21 protein-coding genes, 1 rRNA gene and 1 riboswitch are annotated in these 22205 nt (G+C 49.1%); of the genes, 2 read left to right on the top strand and 20 right to left on the bottom strand.

The annotated features are described in order from the left end of the window. Positions 1 to 96: 96 nt before the first annotated feature. From pcrA to LCM00_RS20300, 5 genes are all read right to left on the bottom strand, one after another. The gene (pcrA, locus tag LCM00_RS20320) at positions 97 to 2334 is read right to left on the bottom strand and encodes a DNA helicase PcrA (protein ID WP_224905446.1); all 2238 of its coding nucleotides are present in this window, start codon (positions 2332 to 2334) and stop codon (positions 97 to 99) included. Between the two features lie 71 nt (positions 2335 to 2405). Beyond that, positions 2406 to 3086, bottom strand: coding sequence for a heptaprenylglyceryl phosphate synthase (locus LCM00_RS20315; protein ID WP_224905443.1), 681 nt, complete (start codon positions 3084 to 3086; stop codon positions 2406 to 2408). 222 nt (positions 3087 to 3308) lie between these two features. Then, entirely contained in the window at positions 3309 to 3623 is a 315-nt protein-coding gene (locus LCM00_RS20310; protein WP_009792553.1) for a YerC/YecD family TrpR-related protein, read from the bottom strand. A gap of 36 nt (positions 3624 to 3659) precedes the next feature. Beyond that, positions 3660 to 4736, bottom strand: coding sequence for a DUF3048 domain-containing protein (locus tag LCM00_RS20305; protein ID WP_455768454.1), 1077 nt, complete (start codon positions 4734 to 4736; stop codon positions 3660 to 3662). Between the two features lie 44 nt (positions 4737 to 4780). Next, positions 4781 to 6526 carry an adenine deaminase C-terminal domain-containing protein gene (locus LCM00_RS20300; protein ID WP_224905441.1) on the bottom strand — a complete coding sequence of 582 codons (1746 nt, stop codon included), beginning with the start codon at positions 6524 to 6526 and terminating at the stop codon, positions 4781 to 4783. 173 nt (positions 6527 to 6699) lie between these two features. On the opposite strand from LCM00_RS20300, the gene LCM00_RS20295 reads away from it, so the two are divergent. Both LCM00_RS20295 and LCM00_RS24940 read left to right on the top strand, forming a co-directional pair. Beyond that, the gene (locus LCM00_RS20295) at positions 6700 to 7056 is read left to right on the top strand and encodes a YgaP family membrane protein (protein ID WP_224905439.1); all 357 of its coding nucleotides are present in this window, start codon (positions 6700 to 6702) and stop codon (positions 7054 to 7056) included. Between the two features lie 69 nt (positions 7057 to 7125). Then, positions 7126 to 7239 carry an EYxxD motif small membrane protein gene (locus tag LCM00_RS24940; RefSeq protein ID WP_330671659.1) on the top strand — a complete coding sequence of 38 codons (114 nt, stop codon included), beginning with the start codon at positions 7126 to 7128 and terminating at the stop codon, positions 7237 to 7239. On the opposite strand, the gene purD is transcribed toward LCM00_RS24940, so the two are convergent. The 15 genes from purD to rrf form a co-directional block, all read right to left on the bottom strand. After that, positions 7205 to 8488: a phosphoribosylamine--glycine ligase gene (purD, locus tag LCM00_RS20290; RefSeq protein WP_224905568.1), complete on the bottom strand. Its 1284-nt coding sequence runs from the start codon at positions 8486 to 8488 to the stop codon at positions 7205 to 7207. The genes LCM00_RS24940 and purD overlap by 35 nt on opposite strands. Before the next feature lie 18 nt (positions 8489 to 8506). After that, positions 8507 to 10042, bottom strand: a complete 1536-nt coding sequence (purH, locus tag LCM00_RS20285; protein WP_224905437.1) for a bifunctional phosphoribosylaminoimidazolecarboxamide formyltransferase/IMP cyclohydrolase — start codon at positions 10040 to 10042, stop codon at positions 8507 to 8509. A gap of 25 nt (positions 10043 to 10067) precedes the next feature. Further along, positions 10068 to 10661, bottom strand: a complete 594-nt coding sequence (gene purN, locus LCM00_RS20280; RefSeq protein ID WP_224905435.1) for a phosphoribosylglycinamide formyltransferase — start codon at positions 10659 to 10661, stop codon at positions 10068 to 10070. 20 nt (positions 10662 to 10681) lie between these two features. After that, entirely contained in the window at positions 10682 to 11710 is a 1029-nt protein-coding gene (purM, locus tag LCM00_RS20275; protein ID WP_224905432.1) for a phosphoribosylformylglycinamidine cyclo-ligase, read from the bottom strand. Between the two features lie 63 nt (positions 11711 to 11773). Next, a complete protein-coding gene (gene purF, locus LCM00_RS20270; RefSeq protein WP_224905430.1) occupies positions 11774 to 13186 on the bottom strand; it encodes an amidophosphoribosyltransferase in 1413 nt (470 codons plus the stop codon). After that, complete coding sequence (purL, locus tag LCM00_RS20265) at positions 13171 to 15387, bottom strand: phosphoribosylformylglycinamidine synthase subunit PurL (protein WP_224905428.1); 2217 nt, start codon at positions 15385 to 15387, stop codon at positions 13171 to 13173. Before purL ends, purF begins: the two co-directional genes overlap by 16 nt. After that, a complete protein-coding gene (purQ, locus tag LCM00_RS20260; RefSeq protein ID WP_224905426.1) occupies positions 15371 to 16057 on the bottom strand; it encodes a phosphoribosylformylglycinamidine synthase subunit PurQ in 687 nt (228 codons plus the stop codon). The genes purL and purQ overlap by 17 nt, the downstream gene beginning before the upstream one ends. Beyond that, entirely contained in the window at positions 16054 to 16308 is a 255-nt protein-coding gene (purS, locus tag LCM00_RS20255) for a phosphoribosylformylglycinamidine synthase subunit PurS (RefSeq protein WP_224905424.1), read from the bottom strand. Before purS ends, purQ begins: the two co-directional genes overlap by 4 nt. After that, a complete protein-coding gene (gene purC / locus LCM00_RS20250) occupies positions 16301 to 17020 on the bottom strand; it encodes a phosphoribosylaminoimidazolesuccinocarboxamide synthase (RefSeq protein ID WP_224905422.1) in 720 nt (239 codons plus the stop codon). The genes purS and purC overlap by 8 nt, the downstream gene beginning before the upstream one ends. Positions 17021 to 17086: 66 nt before the next feature. Beyond that, the gene (purB, locus tag LCM00_RS20245) at positions 17087 to 18379 is read right to left on the bottom strand and encodes an adenylosuccinate lyase (RefSeq protein WP_009792569.1); all 1293 of its coding nucleotides are present in this window, start codon (positions 18377 to 18379) and stop codon (positions 17087 to 17089) included. Further along, entirely contained in the window at positions 18376 to 19536 is a 1161-nt protein-coding gene (gene purK, locus LCM00_RS20240) for a 5-(carboxyamino)imidazole ribonucleotide synthase (protein WP_224905420.1), read from the bottom strand. Before purK ends, purB begins: the two co-directional genes overlap by 4 nt. Beyond that, the gene (gene purE / locus LCM00_RS20235; RefSeq protein WP_224905418.1) at positions 19523 to 20005 is read right to left on the bottom strand and encodes a 5-(carboxyamino)imidazole ribonucleotide mutase; all 483 of its coding nucleotides are present in this window, start codon (positions 20003 to 20005) and stop codon (positions 19523 to 19525) included. The genes purK and purE overlap by 14 nt, the downstream gene beginning before the upstream one ends. A gap of 148 nt (positions 20006 to 20153) precedes the next feature. Continuing rightward, a riboswitch (purine riboswitch) is annotated at positions 20154 to 20255 on the bottom strand. 106 nt (positions 20256 to 20361) lie between these two features. After that, on the bottom strand, positions 20362 to 20565 hold the full coding sequence (locus LCM00_RS20230; RefSeq protein WP_148976113.1) for an NETI motif-containing protein: 204 nt from the start codon (positions 20563 to 20565) through the stop codon (positions 20362 to 20364). Beyond that, positions 20562 to 21083: a DUF2179 domain-containing protein gene (locus LCM00_RS20225; RefSeq protein ID WP_187445823.1), complete on the bottom strand. Its 522-nt coding sequence runs from the start codon at positions 21081 to 21083 to the stop codon at positions 20562 to 20564. Before LCM00_RS20225 ends, LCM00_RS20230 begins: the two co-directional genes overlap by 4 nt. 872 nt (positions 21084 to 21955) lie before the next feature. After that, a 5S ribosomal RNA gene (rrf, locus tag LCM00_RS20220) occupies positions 21956 to 22072 on the bottom strand. Between the last annotated feature and the right edge of the window lie 133 nt (positions 22073 to 22205).

Raw genomic sequence — 22205 nt, 5'->3', positions numbered from 1 at the left:
CCAGCCCTTTCATAAAAAACTCGGCCGCTGCCCGCCTCCAAAAAGGCAAGGCAGCTCCGCAGCAATTATGCTTTTATCCTATATTTCTGTACTCTATCAGCCTTTTGTAATCGGTGCGAATTTTGCCAGCAGGCGCTTGATGCCGGTCGGGCTCGGGAAGGCGATATCGAGCTCCGTTCCTTCTCCCTGGCCTTTTACGCTGACAACTGTTCCGGTGCCCCATTTCCCATGGACGGCTTTGTCTCCGACCTGCCAGCCGAGTGCATCCCCGCCGGTCGAGGCCGCAGCCGGCTTGACCACAGCCTTGCGCATAGCCTGCCGCGGGGCTGTGGATGATAGTGACCGCCCTCCTGCAGGGCTGCCAAATGGAGAAGGTGATGCCTTCTTTGGCTCGATCCCTTCGATTAGGTCTGCCGGGATTTCCTGGATAAAGCGCGATGGGGGGTTCATATTCGTCCGTCCGAATAATGTCCGCATCTGCGCATTTGTAATATATAATTCTTCCTCTGCACGGGTGATTCCCACATAGGCGAGACGGCGCTCTTCTTCCATTTCCGCCTCTTCCATGAGGGAGCGGCTGTGAGGGAAGACGCCTTCCTCAAGCCCGATCAGGAATACGACCGGGAATTCCAGCCCCTTTGCAGAGTGAAGCGTCATCAGGACGACGGAATCGGTCTTTGTGCCATCGTCTTCAAGCTTGTCGATATCTGCCACAAGAGCCAGGTCTGTAAGGAAGGCAACAAGTGACCTATCCTCGCTGCCATCCTCGAAGTTTTTCGTAACAGACAAGAACTCGTCGATGTTTTCCAGGCGGCTTTGTGCTTCGATAGACTTTTCTGCCTTCAGCATGTCCCTGTAGCCGGACTTTTCCAGCACTTCTTCAACAAGCTCTGTCACAGAAAGGTATTCCTGCATTTGTTCATAGCTTCTGATCAAATCGCGGAACTCGGTTGCCGCCTTCGTGATCTTCGGGCTCAGGCCAATCAGATCAAGGGCATCGAGTGCCTGGTACATCGTCATATCATGCATCTGCGCAAAGTTGGCGATTTTGTCCACGGACCCTGAGCCTATTCCCCGTTTTGGCACATTAATCACGCGCTGCAGGCTGATGTCATCATCAGGGTTGGCAATCAGCCTCAAATAGGCAAGGATATCCTTGATTTCTTTTCTGTCATAGAACTTGATGCCGCCGACAATGGAGTACTCAATGTTTGATTTAAGAAGTACTTCCTCCATTACACGGGACTGGGCATTGGTCCGGTAAAGGATGGCAATCTCGGAGTACTTCCGCTTGCCGCTGTCGACCATTTCTTTGATTTTCCCTGCGACAAACTGCCCTTCTCCCTGCTCGCTGTCTGCGCGGTAATGGAACAGTTTATTGCCTTCTGCGTTTTCTGTCCAGAGATTCTTGGCCTTCCTGTTGAGGTTCTTGGCAATCACCTCATTGGCAGCCAACAGGATCCGCTTTGTTGAGCGGTAATTCTGCTCCAGGAGAATCGTTCGGGCATTTTGGTAATCTTTTTCAAAAGAGAGGATATTGGCAATGTCAGCTCCGCGCCAGCGATAGATCGACTGGTCGGAGTCTCCGACGACGCAAAGGTTCTTGAATCTGTCTGCCATCAGCTTTACAAGCATATATTGTGCTCTGTTTGTATCCTGATACTCATCAACATGGATATATTGGAATTTGCGCTGATAATATTCCAGCACCTCAGGCACCCGCTGGAATAGCTGGATCGTTGTCATGATCAGGTCATCAAAGTCCAGCGCCTGATTTTTGCGGAGGCGCCTTTGATATTCTGTGTATACATCGCTGACGATCTGCTCGAAGTAGCCGCCGGCCGCCTTTGCATATTCCTCCGGGTCGATCAGTTCGTTTTTTGCCGAGCTGATGCTGCCCAGGATTGCACGCGGGTCGTATTTTTTCGGATCCAGGTTCTTTTCCTTGAGAATTGCCTTAATGACAGACTGCTGGTCTGTTGTATCAAGTATCGTGAAATTCCGGTTAAAGCCGATTCTGTCTATATCTCTCCTGAGGATCCGCACACACATAGAGTGGAACGTCGAAATCCAAATATCATCGGCTGCTCCGCCCATCATGTTCTGGATCCTCTCGCGCATTTCCCTTGCCGCCTTGTTGGTAAAGGTGATGGCCAGGATGTTATACGGGTTTACCCCTTTTTCAACCATCAGATATCCGATCCTGTGGGTCAGCACCCTCGTCTTTCCGCTCCCCGCACCGGCCATGATGAGCAGCGGCCCGTCCGTAGCCTTTACAGCATTCTGCTGCTGGGGATTCAATCCGTTTAATAATTTATCCGTTAAATATTGCATCTCTTATTCACCGCCAAACAAACATATGTTCTTTATAGTAAGTGTATCCTTAAGTCCTTCTGCAAGCAACTTTATTTAGGCAAAACCGTCTTTAAAGCTTCATCAAAATTTTCATATATTATATTGCCGACAACAATGACGTCCGCTGCCTCAGCCATTTCCCTTGCCTGTGCTTCCGTGGAAATTCCGCCGCCGTAGAAAAAGGTTGTTTCCTCAAGGGTGCGCTTTACTTCCGCCGCAAGCCCGGGATCGCCATATGTCCCGCTGTATTCCAGATAAAAGATGGGAAGGTGGAACATTTTCTCCGCCATCATCGCGTAGGCCACAACATCCTCTGCATCCAGATCCGTCTTCGCCCCTGTCAGCTTTGCCGCCTTGCATTCGCTGTTCATGATGCAATAGCCCTGGACAAGGATTTCCTCCCAGCTCATGATCTCTCCGTATTCCTTGACCGCCTGATGATGAAGCCCGGTGATCCACTTGCTGTCCCCGCTGTTCAGGACAGACGGAATAAAATACAGATCAAAGCCCGGAGTTACAGACTCAATCGTTGAAACTTCGAGTACACAGGGCACTGTATAGCGGCGTATCCTCGCCATCAGGTCCAGCACCTTTTCAAGTGTAATGCCGTCAGTACCTCCGACTATTACAGCATCTGTCCCTGATTCACAGATCCGCTCCAGGTCCTGGTCAGAAATTTCTTTATCGGGATCGAGTTTAAAGGCGTGGCGCCACTCGCGAACATCATACATGCATACTTGCCTCCATTCTATCATTCCATTACAACATTATAGCATTAGACACTGGAATCAAAAAGGAAAGCGGGAAGGACATTTCCTGCATATTGATGGAAGAAGAAAAGTCCTTACTGGAGAATGCGGGGGCAGCAGCGAAAACAAAGAGCGAACGCAGCGGAATGTATATTTCTCCTAATAAAAAAGCCGCTGGATCTTCATCCTGCGGCTTTTCATCAGTTATTCAGCAGCGGCCTGTGCTTCTTCGTCCTTTATGCGCTCAAGGGCCATTTCATAGGCGTCATTGCCGTAATTCAGGCAGCGTTTGACACGGGAAATCGTTGCCGTGCTTGCTCCTGTTTCTGTTTCTATCTTATGATAGGTCTTTCCTTCCCGCAGCATCCGGGCAACCTCCAGGCGCTGGGCAAGAGATTGAATTTCATTTACCGTGCAAAGATCGTCGAAGAATCGATAGCATTCTTCCAGGTCTTTTAGGGACAGAACCGATTTGAACAATTGATCCAGCTCTTTGCCTCTCAGTTTTTCAATTTGCATATAGGGTCTCCTTTATTTAAACAAAATTTGTAAGAATTAATTAGCTTTATTCAAGCTGACCGCCTGGCCGAGGCCCGGGTCTGATGGAATTACATTGATCCATGTCTTTCCGCGGACCAGCGGCGCTTCCTTGCCATCAATAAAAGGAAGCAGCCTTCCATTTTCATTTTTCCACTCAACTTCCCGAAGGAAGCCCTTCTGAAGCAGATAGCCTCTTCCCCCAGATGTTAAGTTAATCTCACGCCTGCCTTCACTGTCAACAATTTTGTGGGAGGCTTCTATGATGAATATATTGTCAATCAGGACGGGGGCGCCGCTGTCATAATCAGCGGTCAGTTCGCCACTGGAATATCTTTTGTATTTATGAAGATTCCTGTCGTATTCATAGTTGCTCGAGAATGTTTCATTAGAAAAATATGAAACCTTTGCACTCTCTGCTTCTTCGCCTGTGAGCTGCCCTGCTTCTTCAGCTGTCATGAAGCTGAGGGGACCGGGGGCTTCTTCCATTTCATAGCCCTTTTCCGCAGCCCCCTTCAGGATATTCTCATAAGAGGTATACGAGTTATGCGGAGCCTTACGGTAACCGGCCCTTTGAAAGAGAGTCCCGTCATAATAAAGGCCATTCAGATGGTCGATATAGCCGTTGTCCATAAGCTCCTTCGCATCCGGGCTGTTTCCGTGGCAGACATAGAGCCCATCATACGCTTTGGCAAGCTCGATGTAATAATCACGGGCACTCCTGACCGGACCGACCTTTTCCGGCTGTTCACTTTGGTAGATGGCCAGGAACCGGGTTACATTTCCCTCCGCTAAAAGTTCATAAACGATATCAGCTTCCGGAAGCCCGGATTGCGGCCTTGCAGCCGGATGATTATTGATCATCACTGCGACGGCGCGGCCTGCGGCTTCCTTCTCTGTGCCAATCCCTGTCAGCGGGAAGGCATAGGGCGATTCTGCCTCTGTTTCCTGTCCTTTATCTTCATTGGACGTTTGTTCGGCCGGAGCCTGATTATTCCCTTTCTCAGGCTCTGCATCATCATTTGACTTGCTGCACCCAGAAACAAGCATCAGCACTGCTGCTGAAAGCATCATCCATTTCTTTATCTTTTTCACCCCTGTTGATCCCTATCTATCTTTATAGTCTATTCTTTTATATTTTAACGCATTATCGTTGGAAAGAGTACCGTTTTATTCATGACATCATACATTCCATGCTGAGTGATCCGGATGTACGGAAGATGGGTTGATGAGAAAAAGAGGAGCGAATAGATTGGGTCCTCGAATTTATACCCTTTTTCCTCGAGCAGCCTCAGCAGCTTTTTTTCATCCTTAATCAGGTCTGGAACAGCCTTTGCGGACATCCCGCCATTCAGCGGAAGTCCTACCTCGCATTCAATCGTGCCGCTGCCGGCAATGGCAATCCCTCCGCCGAGCATTTTAATCCGTTCAAAGGCTGTCAGCATATCCTGTTTGTTCTTCCCGATCAGAATAATATCGCCAGTATTGGAGAAGGAGCTTGCCATGCCCCCAACCCTGCTGGCAAAGCCCTTCAGCATTGTGTTGATCCGCCATTTGCCCTTCCTGTCAACAAGCATGAAGAAGCATTCATCATGGTCTTCTGACAGCTCTTCATAGGAAACATCAATGGAGATGGAATACGGTTTTGTAATCACTGCGTTCTCCATTTTGATCCCAAACGGCATTGAAAATTGCATATCATCACCCGTCAGGCTCCAGTCAATGTCCAGCTTTTCGAAGCCATGTTCTTCCCAGGTACTCCATCCGTAGGCGCCTTCCACTTCTTTGCCGTCCTTCTTAACCCATTTGCCTTTTGCAAGGACAGAGACCGGTGTAGGGCTTTTTTCATCCTCAAGGAAATTGATGTTGGCAATCCCGCCTGTTGTTATATTGCCATGCAGATAATCGATATTATAATGCCGTGCCGGATTGATTGTCCCCATATTATAGGCATCTATCACAGGCACGCCTTTTTCGATGGCTATCCTGATCATATTATCGATCATGCCCTGCTCATAAAAGGAGGCCGACGAACCATCCGTTGTAAAAATAAACCGGTCATACACATTGATTCCCAGCTCATGAATCTCTTCCAGCAGCTTAGGCAGGTCCGGCCTGATGGAAGAATGGCGGAGGGAAACCGTATATCCATGCATCAGCCGGTCGTATGCCTCTTTTCCTGTCATCGCTTCATGGTCGCAGTCTGCCCCAAAAAGCATCATCTTCGCCAATGTTTTTTCCGATGCACCCGGGAAATGCCCTTCGATCTGCTTGCGCATCCGTTTGGCTTCCTGTATCCAGTGAAGCATCATGTCATCGCCATCCAACAGCCGCGGCCACCCTGTGAGTTCCCCTCCCTGCAGGACGGCATCATGTTCAAGCCAGGATTTGATGTTTCCATGGGAAAAGGCCTGTTCTTCGTTTTGGATCTCTGTCTGAGCATCAAACCGGCACCACCAATACATCGTAGAAGGAATATTGCGCATCTCCCTCAAAAAAGAAAACGCTTTCTTTTTATCCATCTGCAAAACAAGCGACATATTATCATTGATGAGTGTCGTTGTGCCGAATTGCGATGCATAGGCCGCCAGAGAATGGGGATTATAAAGTTGAAATGGATGGGCGTGGGGCTCAATATAGCCTGGAACAAGCCATTCGCCCTGACAGTCCCTGATTTCACAGCCGTCTGTCCTTGCCGGAAGCTTCTCTCCGACATAGACAATCCGATCGTCATAGATCCAGATATTGGCGGTAATCCATTTATTCAGTACTTGATTCAAGTATGTGGCATTTTGCAAAAGCATGGTCGGGGCAAGCTTTCCATCCAGAACGGAGACCTGTTCCCTTATTTGTTTGTTTTTCCACCGATACCGCTGTTCGAGCAACAATGTCCCCTCCGTTTACTTGCCGCTAAGCGGCTTTGATATATTTTTTAAGATCGTAAGCGATCATATTTTAAAAAAGAAAGCCCTTTCAGAGCTGTTCTATCTATACTAGCATATTTCGCTGTTTAACGCAGTAAAGAAATTGAAAATTTTGTGAAGGAGTGCAGCAGTCCATGAAAATCAAACAGAACATAGGCATATTGAATGCCCTTATCCGCATTACCATCGGGCTTACAGTCCTTTCCTGGAGCACAGCCAAGCTGGTGAAAATGCCTTGGCGCGATTCTTATCTGGTAATGGCGATGCTCGGGGCCATGAAGGTGGCAGAAGGGATTGTCCGCTATTGTCCGGTGACAGCCATGCTTGACCGCGGGCAGGATATGATGAATGGAGGCGGCAGCGGCAGCCGCAAAGATCATTCTGAACAGAAGCATAACGAACCCCAGGCAGGCGGGGATAAACAGGACCTGAATGATCAGGACCTGGCGATGCTTGAAAAGACCCTGATGCAGAATAACACGCTTAAATGAGAAAAAAGAAAGCGGCGGACACCTGTATAAAGGTGCCTGCCGCTTTTGAATCTTAAGGAGATGATATAAATGTTTCTTGAATATGTTACCGATATGTCGTTTGTCCTGATCATCCTGATCGGCAGCATCGTCGCAATCCTTTATGCTTTTATAAGGAAGTCTGGGAGGAAAGGCGCGCGATAGCCCTGCCGCCTATATCCCTGCGGTAGAAAACACCTTCGCACTGAAGCTTTTCAAGCCCGGCATATACCTTTTCCTGCGCCTCTGAAAGGCTTTCGGCCCTGGCGCCGGCGAGAAGCACCCGTCCTCCGTCAGTAATAAACTCACCGTCTTCATTTTGTTTTGTGCCGGCATGGAAGACAAACAGGGAAGGGTCCATCTCGCTGAGCCCTTTCAGCACGGCTCCCTTTCCGTATGACCCCGGATAGCCTGTGGACGCAGCCACAACACCAAGCACAAAATTGGAATCCCACTCTATTTCCGGTTTCCCGCCATCAATGACAGCCAGCATGCTTTCAGCAAGATCCGACTGCATCCTCGGAAGCACTGCCTGGGTCTCCGGATCACCGAAGCGCGCGTTGAATTCAATGACCTTCGGGCCGCTTTCCGTTTGGATCAAGCCTGCATACAATACTCCGCAGAAGCTTCTGCCTTCAAGCTCCATCGCTTTTGCAGCGGGTTCAAGGATCGTTCTGACTGCCTCCTGGACCACATCTTCGCCAATATGGGGAACCGGTGAATAGGCACCCATCCCGCCTGTATTCGGCCCCTGGTCTCCGTCATATGCCCGCTTATGGTCCTGGGCAATGTCAAGCGGCACCACCGTGCTTCCATTGACAAAAGCCATCAGGGAGAACTCCTCCCCTTCAAGGAACTCTTCAATGACTACCTTGGCGGAGGCTTCCCCGAAGCGGGCACCGACCATCATTTCTTCCAGCACCTGATGGGCTTCATCCAGGGTCATGGCGACCGTGACTCCTTTGCCTGCTGCAAGCCCGTCTGCCTTGATGACGATGGGAGCGCCTTTTTCGTCCAAATAAGCCCTGGCTTTTTCATAGTCAGTGAATGCTCTATATTCGGCAGTGGGAATATCGTATTTCTCCATCAGCTCTTTGGCGAAGGACTTGCTTCCTTCAATGACAGCAGCCTCTTTTTTCGGACCGAACACTTTCATTCCCAGACTGCCCAGAAAATCCGCCAGCCCGGCCTGAAGGGGTGCCTCCGGGCCGATTACTGTCAGCCCGATTTCATTTTCCTTTGCGAAGGCTGCAAGTTCCGGAAAATTCATTTCATCAATTGGCACCAGGACTGCACAATCGGCCATCCCGTGATTCCCAGGTGCAGCATATACTTTATCCACAGATGGGCTTTCGCTCATTTTCCGGCAGATGCTATGCTCCCTGCCGCCGCGCCCGATGACTAATACGTTCACCATCCATCAGCTCCCTGATTAATGTTTAAAATGCCTTACTCCTGTAAATACCATTGCAATTCCATATTCATCTGCCTTTTTCACAGAATCCTGATCCTTGATGGAGCCCCCAGGCTGGATGATTGCAGTGATGCCTGCCTTGGCTGCCGCTTCGACTGTATCATCCATCGGGAAGAACGCATCTGAGGCGAGCACTGCTCCTTCCGCACGGTTTCCAGCCTGTTCAAGGGCTATTTTGGCTGCACCGACGCGGTTCATCTGTCCGGCTCCGATACCTAAAGTCATCTCTCTATTATTCACGACAATCGCATTGGACTTCACATGCTTAACAACCTTCCAGCCAAGCTTCAGCGCCGCCCATTCTTCCTCTGTCGGCTCTCTCCTGGTTGCAACAGAAACGTTGGCGTCTTCCAGGGAGCAGCGGTCATATTCCTGAACGAGCAGTCCCCCTTCAATGCTTGTCAGCCTTGCCTCTTCCTTCTTTTCTATATCAAAAGGAATGGTCAGGAGGCGGATATTCTTTTTGCCTGTCAATATCTTAAGCGCCTCTTCCGAATAGGACGGGGCAATGACGATTTCAAGGAAAATCTCATGAAGCTTCCCTGCAGTTTCTGCATCCACTTCCCGGTTCAGCGCAATGATTCCCCCAAAGATGGAAACAGGGTCTGCTTCGAATGCTTTTGTAAATGCGTCATAGGTATCTTTGCCGGTTCCAACGCCGCAAGGATTCATATGCTTCACAGCAACAGCAGCCGGGTCCTTGAATTCATTGACAATTTGCAGGGCAGCTTCAGCATCATTGATATTGTTGTAGGAAAGCTCTTTCCCATGAAGCTGCTCGGCATTGGCAATCGAAAACTCAGAGCCAAGCGGCTTCCGGTAAAAGGAAGCTTTCTGATGAGGATTTTCGCCATAGCGGAGCGTTTGTTTCAATTCGTATGTAACAGTCATTTTTTCCGGATTTTCTTCACCTGCAAGCTTAGTCATATATTCAGCAATCAGGCTGTCATAGGAAGCTGTATGGCGGAAGACCTTCGCTGCAAGCCTGCGGCGTGTCGCGGCCTGGGTTTCGCCATTTTCATTGAGTTCTGAAAGGACTGTGCCATAGTCTGCAGGATCGATGACCACTGTGACATATTGATGGTTTTTTGCTGACGCGCGCAGCATTGCGGGTCCGCCGATATCAATGTTTTCAATCGCATCCTCGACTGAGGCATCACTCTTGGCGATGGTCTGCTGGAAAGGATACAGATTGACACAGACGATGCTGATCGGATCAATTCCATGCTCCTCCATCTGGGTATGATGACCGGGCTGATCGAATTTTGCCAAAAGGCCCCCATGAATCATCGGATTCAATGTCTTTACACGGCCTTCGAGAATTTCCGGGAAACCGGTGACATCGCTCACGCCGATTACTTCAACGCCGCTTTCCTGGAGTGCTTTCTTTGTGCCGCCCGTTGATATGATCTCATAGCCAAGACTGGCGAGCTCCTTGGCAAAATCGACAATTCCGTTTTTGTCTGACACACTGATTAATGCTCGCTTTTTCAATTTGAATTCCTCCTGTTGACTGTCCTTATTTACTGCTGCTGACTCTTGCTGCATCTTCTGCAAATATCTTATTCAAAGTAGCAGGATACAATTTGTGCTCGATCTGATGGATTTTCTCCTGCAGGCTCTCTCTCGTCTCGTCTTCATCAAGCTTCACAGACTGCTGGGCAATGATCGGCCCTGTGTCCATGCCGGCATCCACATAATGAACCGTTACGCCGCTGATCGGCACCCTGGCCGCGAGCGCCTGGCCGATGGCATCTTTACCCGGAAAGGAGGGCAGAAGCGAAGGATGGATATTGACGATCCTTCCCTCATATTCAGCAAGGAGAACCTCACCGATCAGCCTCATATAGCCTGCCAGAATGATGAACTCAGCTCCACACTCCCTGAGCCTGCCGAGAATTTCCTCTTCATATGCCTGCTTGCTTTCAAACTCTTTTGCACGGAAGGCAAAGCTTGGGACTCCATTGGCCTCAGCCCTCTCCAGGCAATAAGCTCCCGGCCTGTCAGAAACCAAAAGCCTGATGTCCGCATCCAGTTCACCGCTTTTTACCGCATCTATTATAGCTTGAAAGTTGGTTCCGCTTCCGGAAGCAAATACCGCTATCTTTTTCATGGGAACCTCCGAAATCCGTTTTACACGGTAATTTGAATTCCTTCTTTCCTTGTAACCGTTCCGAGCCTGTAGGCTTTTTCCCCTGAAGCATTCAGGTGGCTGATGAGCATGCCGGCCTGTTCCGGGCTGACAGCCGCGGCCATTCCCGTGCCCATATTGAAAATATTGTACATTTCCAGCCGATCGAGATTTCCCAGCTTTTCCATAAGTCCGAATACCGGCGGGATATCCCTTCCGCTCTCATCAATTTCAGCTCCCAGCCCTTCCGGAAGCATTCTTGGAAGGTTTTCAATGAATCCGCCGCCTGTGATATGGGCCAATCCCTTGATGTCGAATTTTTTCATCGCATCAAGCAAAGGCTTCACATAAATTCTCGTCGGCTTCAGAAGCTCCTCGCCCAATGTGCAGCCGAGTTCCTCCTGATAACTGTCCAGCGCCAGGCCGGCATCCTCCAGCAGGATTTTTCTGACAAGAGAATAGCCATTGCTGTGGATTCCGTTTGATGCAAGGCCGACAAGCACATCGCCTTCATTAATTCTGCTGCCGTCAATCAGTGCTGACTTCTCACAGGCCCCTGCTGCAAAACCGGCCAGGTCATATTCTTCTTCATTGTACATGCCGGGCATTTCGGCTGTTTCTCCGCCGACAAGCGCACAGCCGGCCTGCTCGCAGCCGTCTGCAATGCCTTTGACGATTGCTTCAATCCTTGCCGGATCCGCTTTTCCGCAGGCAATATAGTCAAGGAAATACAGCGGTTCAGCGCCCTGCACGACAATATCATTCACGCACATGGCCACAGCATCCACTCCGATTGTATCATGCTGGTCCATCATGAACGCGAGCATAAGCTTTGTGCCGACTCCGTCTGTCCCTGATACAAGCACAGGCTCCTTCAGGTTCAGGACTGACAGATCAAACATGCCGCCAAATCCGCCGAGGCCTCCCATTACGCCAGCTCTCTGCGTCTTCTGCACATGCTTCTTCATCCGGGATACTGCCTCATATCCTGCTTCTATATCCACGCCAGCCTGCTTATAGGCATTAGCCATTACAGTTCCCCCTCGATTTTGTAGTTTTTGAAAAGAAAAGCAGCATTGCTGAATGCCGCTTTTTTAGACTTTTTCGTAAGGAAGAATGGTAGAAGGATAGATTTCAGTCGGATAGTTCCCGGTAAAGCATGCAAGGCACTGGCCTTTCAATGCTCCCGAATCTGTCCTGCCGATTGCTTCAATCATCCCTTCCGCGCTTAAAAAGGAAAGTGTGTCTGCCCCGATGATTTCCCGAATTTCTTCAACAGTATGCTCGGAGGCAATCAATTCCTCCCTTGTCGATGTATCGATCCCGTAGAAGCAAGGGTTCTTGATCGGCGGTGAACTGATTACGACATGAACCTCAGTCGCGCCTGCTTCGCGGAGCATGGTGACGATCCTTCTGCTTGTTGTGCCGCGGACAATGGAATCATCGACCATGATAACTCTTTTGCCTTCCACAACGCCCCGCACAGGGGAAAGCTTCATCTTGACGCCCTGTTCCCTCAATGACTGGGACGGCTGGATGAATGTCCTGCCGACATATCTATTCTTGATCAGCCCCATTTCATAAGGAATCCCGGATGCTTCCGCATAGCCAATGGCAGCTGAAATGCTTGAATCAGGCACTCCTGTTACCACATCTGCTTCAAAAGGAAACTCTTCAGCCAGCTTCTTCCCAAGACTTTTACGGGCCGTGTGGACATTGATGCCGTTGATATTGCTGTCAGGCCTTGAAAAATAAACATATTCCATTGTACACATGGCTGTTGTTGAGGCAACCGCAAACATCTCGGAACGGAAGCCTTCATCATCAATGATCAAGAGCTCGCCAGGAAGAACATCCCTGATGAATTCTGCCCCGACCACATCAAAAGCACAGGTTTCGGAAGCTACCACATAGGCATCGCCAAGCTTCGCGAGCGATAGCGGCCGCATCCCGTTCGGGTCAAGCGCCACCATCAATTCGGTTTCTGTCATGATCAGAAAAGCATACGCGCCCTTTACCATGGATAGGGCCGTTTTAACCCGATCCTTTAAGGCTGAAAAACCGCCGCGCTTGATCAGATGAGCCAGCACCTCTGTATCTGAGCTGGTCTGGAAGATGCTCCCCTGTCCTTCAAGCTGATTTTTCAGTGCAGTGGCATTTACCAGATTGCCATTATGCGCAAGTGCCAGGCCGCCGTTTTGTGAGTTGAACAGCAGAGGCTGGACATTTTCATATCCGCCGCCTCCTGCTGTTGCATAGCGGACATGGCCGATGGCCGACTTTCCGTCCATTGCCTCCATGGCATCCTCTGTGAAAATTTCCGCAACAAGCCCTTCACCTTTCAGACCCTTTAGCTTTTTCCCGTCTGTCACGACCATCCCTGTACCTTCCTGGCCCCGGTGCTGCAGGCTGTGAAGGCCGTAATAGGTGATTTGGGCGGCATTTTCATGCCCCCAGACGCCAAAGATGCCGCATTCTTCGTTCAGGCCTCTTATTTCAGCAAGCATGGGATCGCTCCTTTCCAGGCTGATTTCAGGACTTCTGTTTGTTCTTTCATAACCAGGCCGCTGTCAGAGTGGATTTCAAGCACAGGCTCTCCTGTCACCTCGCCGATCAGAACCGCATCAGCCATTCTTTCAAATGCCTGCTGATCTTCCTTTTTAACACTTAGGAGGAAGCGGGACTGAGATTCACTGAATAGTGCGCTGGTCTCGTCTCCTGAAATGCGGATGGAAGCGCCAAGCCCCTCAGAGCCAATCACGCTTTCAGCAGCTGCCACTGCAAGTCCGCCTTCTGCCAGGTCATGAGCGGAAGAGACAAGCCCCGCACGGATGGCTTTTAGCACCTGCTCCTGATTCTTTGCTTCTGTTTCCAGGTCAAGCTCCGGCGCTTTTCCGAATATCTCGCCGTGAACAAGCTTTTGCAGCTCGCTGCCGCCAAATTCGGCCTTTGTTTCTCCTAGAAGATAAATCAGATCTCCGGCCTGTTTGAAGCTTTGAGTCGTAATATGGTCAACATCCTCTACAAGCCCGACCATCCCGACTACTGGTGTAGGATAAACGGCTGTACCGTTGGTTTCATTGTAAAGTGATACGTTTCCGCCAATGACCGGCGTATTCAAAGCCAGACAGGCGCTGCTCATGCCGTCTGCCGCTTTCTCCAGCTGCCAGAAGATTTCAGGCTTTTCCGGATTGCCGAAGTTCAGGCAGTCAGTAATGGCAAGCGGCTCGGCACCGGAAGCTATGATATTCCTAGCTGCTTCAGCCACGGCAATCTTTCCGCCTGTTTCAGGATCCAGATACAGATAGCGCGAATTGCAGTCCGTTGTCATCGCAAGTGCCTTGCGCGTTCCGCGGATCCTTACGACCGCCGCATCAGAACCAGGAGAAACAACTGTACTCGTGCGAACCATATAGTCATATTGGTCGTAAACCCATTCCTTGCTTGCGATGGTAGGCTGCTGCAGCAGACGCATCAGAGTTTCCCCCGCATTCCCTGCTGCCGGAATTTCCTTCTCCATAGCCTGGAATTCACGGAAATACTCAGGCTCGCGTGAAGGCTTGTGGTACACAGGCGCTTCCTCGGCAAGTGCATCAGCCGGAACGTCCGCCACCACTTCCCCTTTATGGATGAGGCGAAGCATTTTATCATCTGTCACCCGGCCGATCGCCACGGCTTCGAGTTCATATTTTGAAAAAAGATCAACGATTTCCTGCTCACGCCCTTTTTGGACGACAATCAGCATACGCTCCTGTGATTCAGACAGCATCATTTCATAGGCAGTCATGCCCGTCTCCCTCTGCGGGACAAGGTCAAGGTTCATTTCGATGCCTGATCCTGCTTTGCTGGCCATTTCGGCAGAAGAGCTTGTCAGCCCGGCTGCTCCCATGTCCTGGATGCCGACAAGCGCATCAGACTTGACCAGCTCAAGGCATGCCTCGAGCAGCAGCTTCTCCATGAACGGATCGCCGACCTGGACGGCAGGGCGCTTTTCTTCAGACTGCTCTGTCAGTTCCTCTGAAGCAAAGGTCGCGCCGTGGATGCCGTCGCGGCCTGTTTTAGCGCCTACATACATGACTGTATTGCCGACGCCGTGCGCCTGGCCTTTTTTAATATCCTTATGGTCAATCAGCCCCACACACATGGCATTGACGAGCGGATTGCCTTCATAGGAAGCATCAAACTGCACTTCGCCCCCGACAGTCGGAATGCCGATGCAGTTTCCGTACCCGGCAATGCCTGCCACTACTTCTTTAAAAAGGTACCGAACGCGAGGAGAATCCAGCTCTCCAAAGCGAAGAGAGTTAAGGAGAGCGATCGGTCTTGCTCCCATTGAAAATACATCCCGGATAATGCCGCCCACACCCGTTGCCGCTCCCTGGTAAGGCTCGATTGCAGATGGGTGGTTATGGCTTTCGATTTTAAATACAACTGCCTGGCCGTCTCCGATGTCAACGATGCCAGCTCCTTCCCCAGGGCCCTGCAGGACGCGTCCGCCTTTGACCGGGAATTTTTTCAGGACCGGCTTGGAATTTTTATAGCTGCAATGCTCTGACCACATGACGGAAAACAATCCGAGCTCTGTGTAATTCGGCAATCTGCCAAGGATGTCCTCAACCATTGCAAATTCCTGATCCGTCAATCCCATCTCTTTGTAGACTTTTTCTGTTACAATCTGCTGCGGGCTTGGCTCAAGCATTAACGGCATAAGATTCCCTCCATTGTTTGACGATTGATTGGAAAAGCTTCAGTCCATCGGCACCGCCCATTAGCTGATCGACGGCCCTTTCAGGATGCGGCATCATGCCAAGGACATTTCCTTTTTCATTGATGATTCCGGCAATGTCGCCAAGGCTTCCATTCGGGTTATCGCCGCTGTATGTGAATACAATCCTATTATTCTCTCTAAGTGATTCTAGTGTGGCTTCATCGCAGTAATAATTGCCTTCTCCATGTGCAATCGGGATTGTGATCACTTCACCCTGTTCATAAGCGGAAGAGAAGATCGTTTGATTATTCGCTACCTGCAGCTGAACGGGCCGGCACATAAATTTCAGGCTTTCATTCCTGCGCATCGCTCCTGGCAGCAGGCCGGTTTCAAGGAGGATCTGGAAGCCATTGCAGACACCAAGGACCGGCTTTCCTTCCTCTGCTGCTTTGATAACAGCCTTCATCACCTTGCTGAAACGGGCAATCGCGCCGGAACGGAGATAATCTCCATAAGAAAAGCCGCCCGGCAGGAGGATCGCATCATATTCATCAAGGCTTTCTGTATCATGCCACACATATTCTGCCTGCTCCCCAAGCTCATCCTGGATCGCATGGAACATATCAATATCACAATTGGAGCCCGGAAAAACGATGACTGCAAACCTCACAGTGCAACACACTCCTCAATTTCGTAGCGGTAGTCCTCAATCACCACATTAGCCAGCAGGCGCTCACACATTTCTTTTACAGCTGCATCAATATCACGATCTGTCTTATCGATTGTCAGCTCCATATATTTCCCAATCCGGACATCCTGCACTTCATTGAAGTCCAGGGAGTGCAGCGATCCTTTCACAACTGTTCCCTGCGGATCCAATACACTTTCTCTTAATGTGATATACACCTTTACTTTATACATGCTGGCGTCCTCCCAATCTTGTTAAAATATTTTCATAGGCATCTGTTAAGCTTCCCAGATCACGGCGGAATACATCCTTATCAAGCTTCGCATTTGTCTCCATATCCCAAAGGCGGCAAGTATCAGGAGAGATTTCATCTGCCAGCAGAATATCGCCGGCAGCATTTTTTCCGAACTCAAGCTTAAAGTCAATGAGACGAATGCCCATTTCCTTAAAGAAGCTTGATAAAAATGCATTAACCTCAAGCGCTTTGCTCTTCAGCAGGGCAGCTTCATCAGGAGAAGCAAGATCAAGCTCAAACACATGATCATCGGTAATGATCGGATCGCCCAGACTGTCATCCTTCAAATAAAACTCCACAAGCGTTTTTTTCAGAAGAGCCCCTTCTTCCATTCCAAGCCTTTTCGCCATGCTTCCAGCAGCCACATTCCTTACAACCACTTCAATAGGAATAATCTCGACTTTTTGTACAAGCTGCTCAGTTTCTGAAACTTTCTCAATGAAATGAGAGCTGATGCCCTTTTTATGAAGCTCTGAAAACAGCAGACTTGTAATCTCGTTATTCAAACGGCCTTTGCCGGCAATCTCTGCTTTTTTCTCCCCGTTGAATGCAGTTGCAGAATCTTTATATTCAAGCCAGACAATATTTTCATCATCGGTCAGATATACTTTTTTCGCCTTGCCTTCATATAGTTGCTCTCTCTTTTCCATGGCAGAGCCTCCTTGGTAAGAATATTGGGAATCTTCCTGATAAAAGGGGACCGAAGCCCCCTGATTTTATAAGCCTAAGCGGTCAAAAATGGTGTCCACATGCTTGATGTGATAGTTATAATCAAAGCAGTCTTCAATTTCCTCTGCAGACAGCCTGGAAGAAATCGTTTCATCAGCTTCCACAAGCGATTTGAACGCTACCTGCTTCTCCCATGCCTCCATCGCCCTCGGCTGGACAACGTCATATGCCTCTTCACGGGCCATTCCTTTATCGATCAAGGCAAGCAGCACGCGCTGAGAATAGATGAGGCCAAGGGTGCGGTCCATATTTCTCTTCATGTTCTCCGGGAACACGGTGAGATTCTTAACGATATTCCCAAATCGGTTCAGCATGTAATTCAGGGCAATCGTTGCATCCGGAAGAATGATCCGCTCTGCCGAAGAGTGTGAAATATCGCGTTCATGCCATAACGGCACATTTTCATAAGCTGTGAGCATATGGCCGCGGATTACGCGTGCAAGGCCTGTCATATTCTCAGAACCGATTGGATTTCGCTTATGCGGCATTGCAGAAGATCCTTTCTGCCCTTTCGCAAAAAACTCCTCAACTTCACGGGTTTCACTCTTCTGAAGTCCGCGGATCTCAACAGCAAACTTCTCGATGGAAGTCGCAATCAGCGAGATGGCGGCCATATAGTGGGCATGGCGGTCACGCTGAAGTGTCTGCGTTGAAATAGGTGCAGGCTGGAGGCCCAGCTTCTCGCACACATAGCTTTCCACGAATGGGTTGATATTGGCGTAAGTCCCGACAGCACCGGACATCTTCCCGAACTCAACGCCGGAAGCGGCCTGCTTGAAGCGCTCCAGGTTCCGCTTCATTTCCTCATACCATAGAGCCAGCTTCAGCCCGAAAGTTGTCGGCTCGGCATGAACACCGTGCGTGCGCCCCATCATTACTGTGTATTTATGTTCTTTTGCTTTATTCTTCAAGATTTCAACGAAATTCTCCAGATCCTGAAGAAGGATGCTGTTAGCCTGCTTGATCAGGTAGGAAAGAGCCGTGTCCACTACATCCGTGGAAGTGAGGCCGTAATGCACCCATTTCCGCTCTTCGCCGAGCGTTTCTGAAACCGCGCGTGTGAATGCCACCACATCATGGCGGGTTTCCTGCTCGATTTCATTGATGCGTTCGATATCAAATGAGGCATTCTCACGGATTTTCTGCACATCTTCTTTTGGGATGTCCCCGAGCTCCGCCCATGCTTCACAAGCAAGGATTTCTACTTCCAGCCAGGCTTTAAAGCGATTTTCCTCTGTCCATATCGCTCCCATTTCAGGTCTTGTATAACGTCCAATCATCGTAAAACCTCCATACCTTCTTTTGCTTTGCTCCATATTCCGCTGCGGTCTATCTCGGCAAGCGCTTCTGCCGCTGACGGCCGTAAAAGGGTCACATGCCCCATCTTCCGCTTATGCTTCGGTTCATCCTTCCCATACAGATGGATCTTCCAATCCCTCAGGCCCGGAATTGCCCTGATTACATCTGACTGGTGCTCTCCTAATATGTTGACCATAACTGCCGGATTTAATAGCCTTGTGCTTCCAAGCGGCCAATTGCACACAGCCCTGATATGCTGCTCAAACTGTGAAGTTTCACAGGCCTCGATTGTATAATGGCCTGAGTTATGCGGCCTTGGAGCCAATTCATTTATGTAAATCTCATCCCCGTCAGATAGAAACATCTCCACTGCAAGCGTACCAACCAGCCCAAGCGCTTCGCCGATCTTTTTGGCCAAGTCTTCAGCCTTGCGCGCGGCACTCTCGCTGATATCAGCCGGTACAATGGTTTCATGCAGGATATTATCTTTATGAATATTCTCTCCTACTGGAAAAACAGCTGTCTCCCCATCAGGATTTCTTGCGATGATCACAGAGATTTCCTTTTGAAAAGAGATCCACTTTTCCAAAACACAAATACCTTTTTCAAGCAGCTCTGCAGCAGCAGGAATATCATCTTTTGAACGGATCACATATTGGCCTTTGCCATCATAGCCGCCGCGTGCCGTCTTTAGTACCGCAGGAAAATCAAGCTTCTCTATATTATCATAAATATCGGCCGTCTTTTCGATGCGGGCGTAAGGCGCCACCTTTGCCCCTGCCCGTTCGATCGCTATCTTCTCCGTCAGGCGGTCCTGCGTTGTGCGTAGCAGTTCAGATCCCTGGGGAACATAGGCATGGCTTGTCAGCCAGTCAAGCGCCTCGGCATTGATATTTTCAAATTCATAAGTGATCACATCGCTCGCCTCAGCAAGCTCCTTTATACAAAGCAGGTTATCGTAGCCGCCGACAATCTGCCGGTCGGCAACCTGGCCGCAGGGAGAATCCGGTGCCGGATCAAGGACGGCAATCCTGAACCCCTGTGCCTTCGCTGCCAATGCCATCATTCTCCCCAGCTGTCCGCCCCCGATGATTCCTATCGTCTGTCCAGGCAAAATTGTTTGTTTAGACAAGTTCATCACTGCTCTCCATTACTTCCTGTTTAGTCTGCAGCCTTAAGCTCTCAATCCTGTCTGCAATCTCCGCATCAAAGGCTCCAAGCATCTGTGCAGCAAGGAGGGCCGCGTTGACTGCACCTGCCTTTCCGATAGCCACTGTAGCTACAGGAACACCGCCTGGCATCTGAACAATGGACAGCAGCGAGTCGAGTCCATTAAGCGCCTTGGATTGGACTGGCACGCCAATGACCGGCAATGTCGTTTTCGCTGCCACCATCCCTGGCAAGTGAGCTGCTCCCCCAGCTCCCGCAATGATCACTTTTATCCCGCGGTCCCTTGCTTCTTCTGCAAAACGGAACATCAAATCCGGGGTTCGATGGGCAGAAACCACCTGCTTTTCATAAGAAATCTCAAGCTTATCCAGCATGCCGCATGTATGCTTCATCGTTTCCCAGTCAGATTTGCTGCCCATAATAACAGCCACTTGCATATGCCTCTCCCCCAACAGAAAATTATTCTTCCCTCAAAAATAAAAAGCCCGGACAGATTACTTTTCACTAATAGAGAAAGTAATCTGTCCGGGCTCGGATAATAAAGGACAGCTCCTAATATACACAAGGAAGCAGACCCTTGAACCGGTCATATCAGCTTTCCCTTATAGTCCGGCCATTTACGGCAGCCAGGTAGAAACTTATGGGCCATATCCCCATTATTATATAAGGGTAAATCTTTATATAAATATAATTTTAATTGTAATCTTATCTAACAACATCTTACCAACTATCCTATGAGGGTGTCAACCACTATTCGAACAATAAGGATTGATAATAGGATAATGTTCGTGTTTTACTCTTCCTTTTTCGCTTCAAAGACTATCTGCCGTCCTGCCGGCTCATAAGAGACCGATCCGCCGGTCTTCACTTCTTTAAATATCGGCTTCTCCGTCCTTCTGACAGGCACATAGCCTTCCTTTGCTATGCGGTCCAGGCATTGGCCAATCGTTTCATTTTCAAGGACTTCAAACTGCTTCTTTTTCTTTTCCTTGCTCATGAATACAATTTTCCTTTCCTGACAGATTTCACCCAGAAGCCGCCATGGATCGTCTTAGGCTCATACGCGATAATGAAGGCTTTAGGATCAAGCTCCTTGATCGTCTGGTACAGCTTAAGCTCATATTTCCTCGGCGTCAGAATCTGCATAGCCATCCGGTCGCCCTCCAGCCCATTGGCAGCCCAGTTCGTTACACCATAGCCTTTTTCCCTCAGCACCCTGGGAACGTCTTTATCATATTCTTTTGTTATTACATTAACCGTTATATATCCAAGAGCAAGCTTCTCTTCGATTTTCATGCCGACAACAACACCGATTCCGTAGCCCACAGCATATGCGACCAAATTCTGGATCTGATCCAGATTATCGAGTACTAGCCCCAGTCCGATTACATAAATGACCACTTCGATCATGCTGATAAAAGCAGCCAAATAACGCTGCCCTTTCAGTGTAAGGATCATCCTGATTGTAAAAAAGGAGACATATACAATATTAATGACAAGTATGATGGCAACCATCACTAAACTATTTTCAAGCAAAAAATAAACCTCCTCCAAGCCTCTGCCTTAATTCAACGTAAATCCCTATTGTACAAGAGAAATCTTCATTTGCGAACCATTTAGAAAAAAATAAAATGATCTTTTTGTTATGTTAACCTATTCTGCCAATCATAAAACCGCTGCAGGGAGCGGGTGAGCAGGGAAATGAAGGAAAGCTGCGAGGAATGATGCCTTTTTCTCAGACGGCATGGGCTGGCGGGGCGGTTAGGAGTCAAGGACCAGCAGGATGGTTTTGGATTATTAAGTATGCGGATTGACTGACGGGGGTTGGGGTTGGAAGATTGGACAGGATTAAGCTCAGCTGGTAAAAATGTTGGTGGTAAGTTGAGGTTTAGGGCAATTGGTTGAATATGATGGGGAGTTGGTAAATTATCGGGGCAATTGGTTAAATAAATCGCGAAGCTGGTAGATTATTGGGCGAATTGAAGAAATTCATGGTTCAAGCCGCTGCTCTCTCAAATTTCTAATTGAAAATATTGCTCTTTGGCCACCCGACGTTCTTTTTCCAGCAATATCAGCATTCTAGCGGCAGGATATGGTTGTTTTGGGTCAAATGGTAAAATAAATGCCAAGGTTGGTAAATTAAATGGGGAAGTCGGTAAATTAATCAGCCAATTGATTAAATAAACCGCCAAGTTGGTAGATTATCGGACAAATTAATGAAATTCGCAATCAAAGCAGCTGCTCTCCCCATCAATCTAATCAAAAACCCTGCTAATCTGCCCACACCGCCACTAATTTCCGCTCAAGAACCCTTTTCTTATTAAAACCTTCTCCATTTCACTAAGAAAACACAAAAAAAGAACAGTCTCAAAGACTGTTCTTCGTTTGCCCGGCAGCGTCCTACTCTCACAGGGGGAGAGCCCCCAACTACCATCGGCGCTGAGAAGCTTAACTTCCGTGTTCGGTATGGGAACGGGTGTGACCTTCTCGCTATCGCCACCAGACTATTTAGATGAGGTTTTTATTCCCTCAAAACTAGATAATGCAGAAGAAGAATTACAAAGCAATCAAATGTGGTTAAGTCCTCGATCTATTAGTATCTGTCAGCTCCACGTGTCACCACGCTTCCACCTCAGA

The organism is Bacillus infantis, assembly GCF_020171945.1.
GTDB lineage: Bacteria > Bacillota > Bacilli > Bacillales > Cytobacillaceae > Bacillus_AB > Bacillus_AB infantis_A.
Note: the sequence above shows the minus strand (reverse complement) of the source record. Positions and strands in the feature narration are given on the sequence as shown.

What these genes read in the sequence shown, in the direction of transcription:
- LCM00_RS20310 (WP_009792553.1), bottom strand. Translation starts at nt 3,623, where the DNA reads ATGCAAATTGAAAAACTGAGAGGCAAAGAGCTGGATCAATTGTTCAAA.
- pcrA (WP_224905446.1), bottom strand. Translation starts at nt 2,334, where the DNA reads ATGCAATATTTAACGGATAAATTATTAAACGGATTGAATCCCCAGCAG.
- purF (WP_224905430.1), bottom strand. Translation starts at nt 13,186, where the DNA reads ATGCTTGCTGAAATAAGAGGCCTGAACGAAGAATGCGGCATCTTTGGC.
- purK (WP_224905420.1), bottom strand. Translation starts at nt 19,536, where the DNA reads ATGAACTTGTCTAAACAAACAATTTTGCCTGGACAGACGATAGGAATC.
- LCM00_RS20225 (WP_187445823.1), bottom strand. Translation starts at nt 21,083, where the DNA reads ATGGTTGCCATCATACTTGTCATTAATATTGTATATGTCTCCTTTTTT.
- purC (WP_224905422.1), bottom strand. Translation starts at nt 17,020, where the DNA reads ATGGAAAAGAGAGAGCAACTATATGAAGGCAAGGCGAAAAAAGTATAT.
- LCM00_RS20230 (WP_148976113.1), bottom strand. Translation starts at nt 20,565, where the DNA reads ATGAGCAAGGAAAAGAAAAAGAAGCAGTTTGAAGTCCTTGAAAATGAA.
- purN (WP_224905435.1), bottom strand. Translation starts at nt 10,661, where the DNA reads ATGAAAAAGATAGCGGTATTTGCTTCCGGAAGCGGAACCAACTTTCAA.
- purL (WP_224905428.1), bottom strand. Translation starts at nt 15,387, where the DNA reads ATGCCGTTAATGCTTGAGCCAAGCCCGCAGCAGATTGTAACAGAAAAA.
- purE (WP_224905418.1), bottom strand. Translation starts at nt 20,005, where the DNA reads ATGCAAGTGGCTGTTATTATGGGCAGCAAATCTGACTGGGAAACGATG.
- LCM00_RS20315 (WP_224905443.1), bottom strand. Translation starts at nt 3,086, where the DNA reads ATGTATGATGTTCGCGAGTGGCGCCACGCCTTTAAACTCGATCCCGAT.
- purS (WP_224905424.1), bottom strand. Translation starts at nt 16,308, where the DNA reads ATGTATAAAGTAAAGGTGTATATCACATTAAGAGAAAGTGTATTGGAT.
- purB (WP_009792569.1), bottom strand. Translation starts at nt 18,379, where the DNA reads ATGATTGGACGTTATACAAGACCTGAAATGGGAGCGATATGGACAGAG.
- purM (WP_224905432.1), bottom strand. Translation starts at nt 11,710, where the DNA reads ATGGCTAATGCCTATAAGCAGGCTGGCGTGGATATAGAAGCAGGATAT.
- LCM00_RS24940 (WP_330671659.1), top strand. Translation starts at nt 7,126, where the DNA reads ATGTTTCTTGAATATGTTACCGATATGTCGTTTGTCCTGATCATCCTG.
- LCM00_RS20295 (WP_224905439.1), top strand. Translation starts at nt 6,700, where the DNA reads ATGAAAATCAAACAGAACATAGGCATATTGAATGCCCTTATCCGCATT.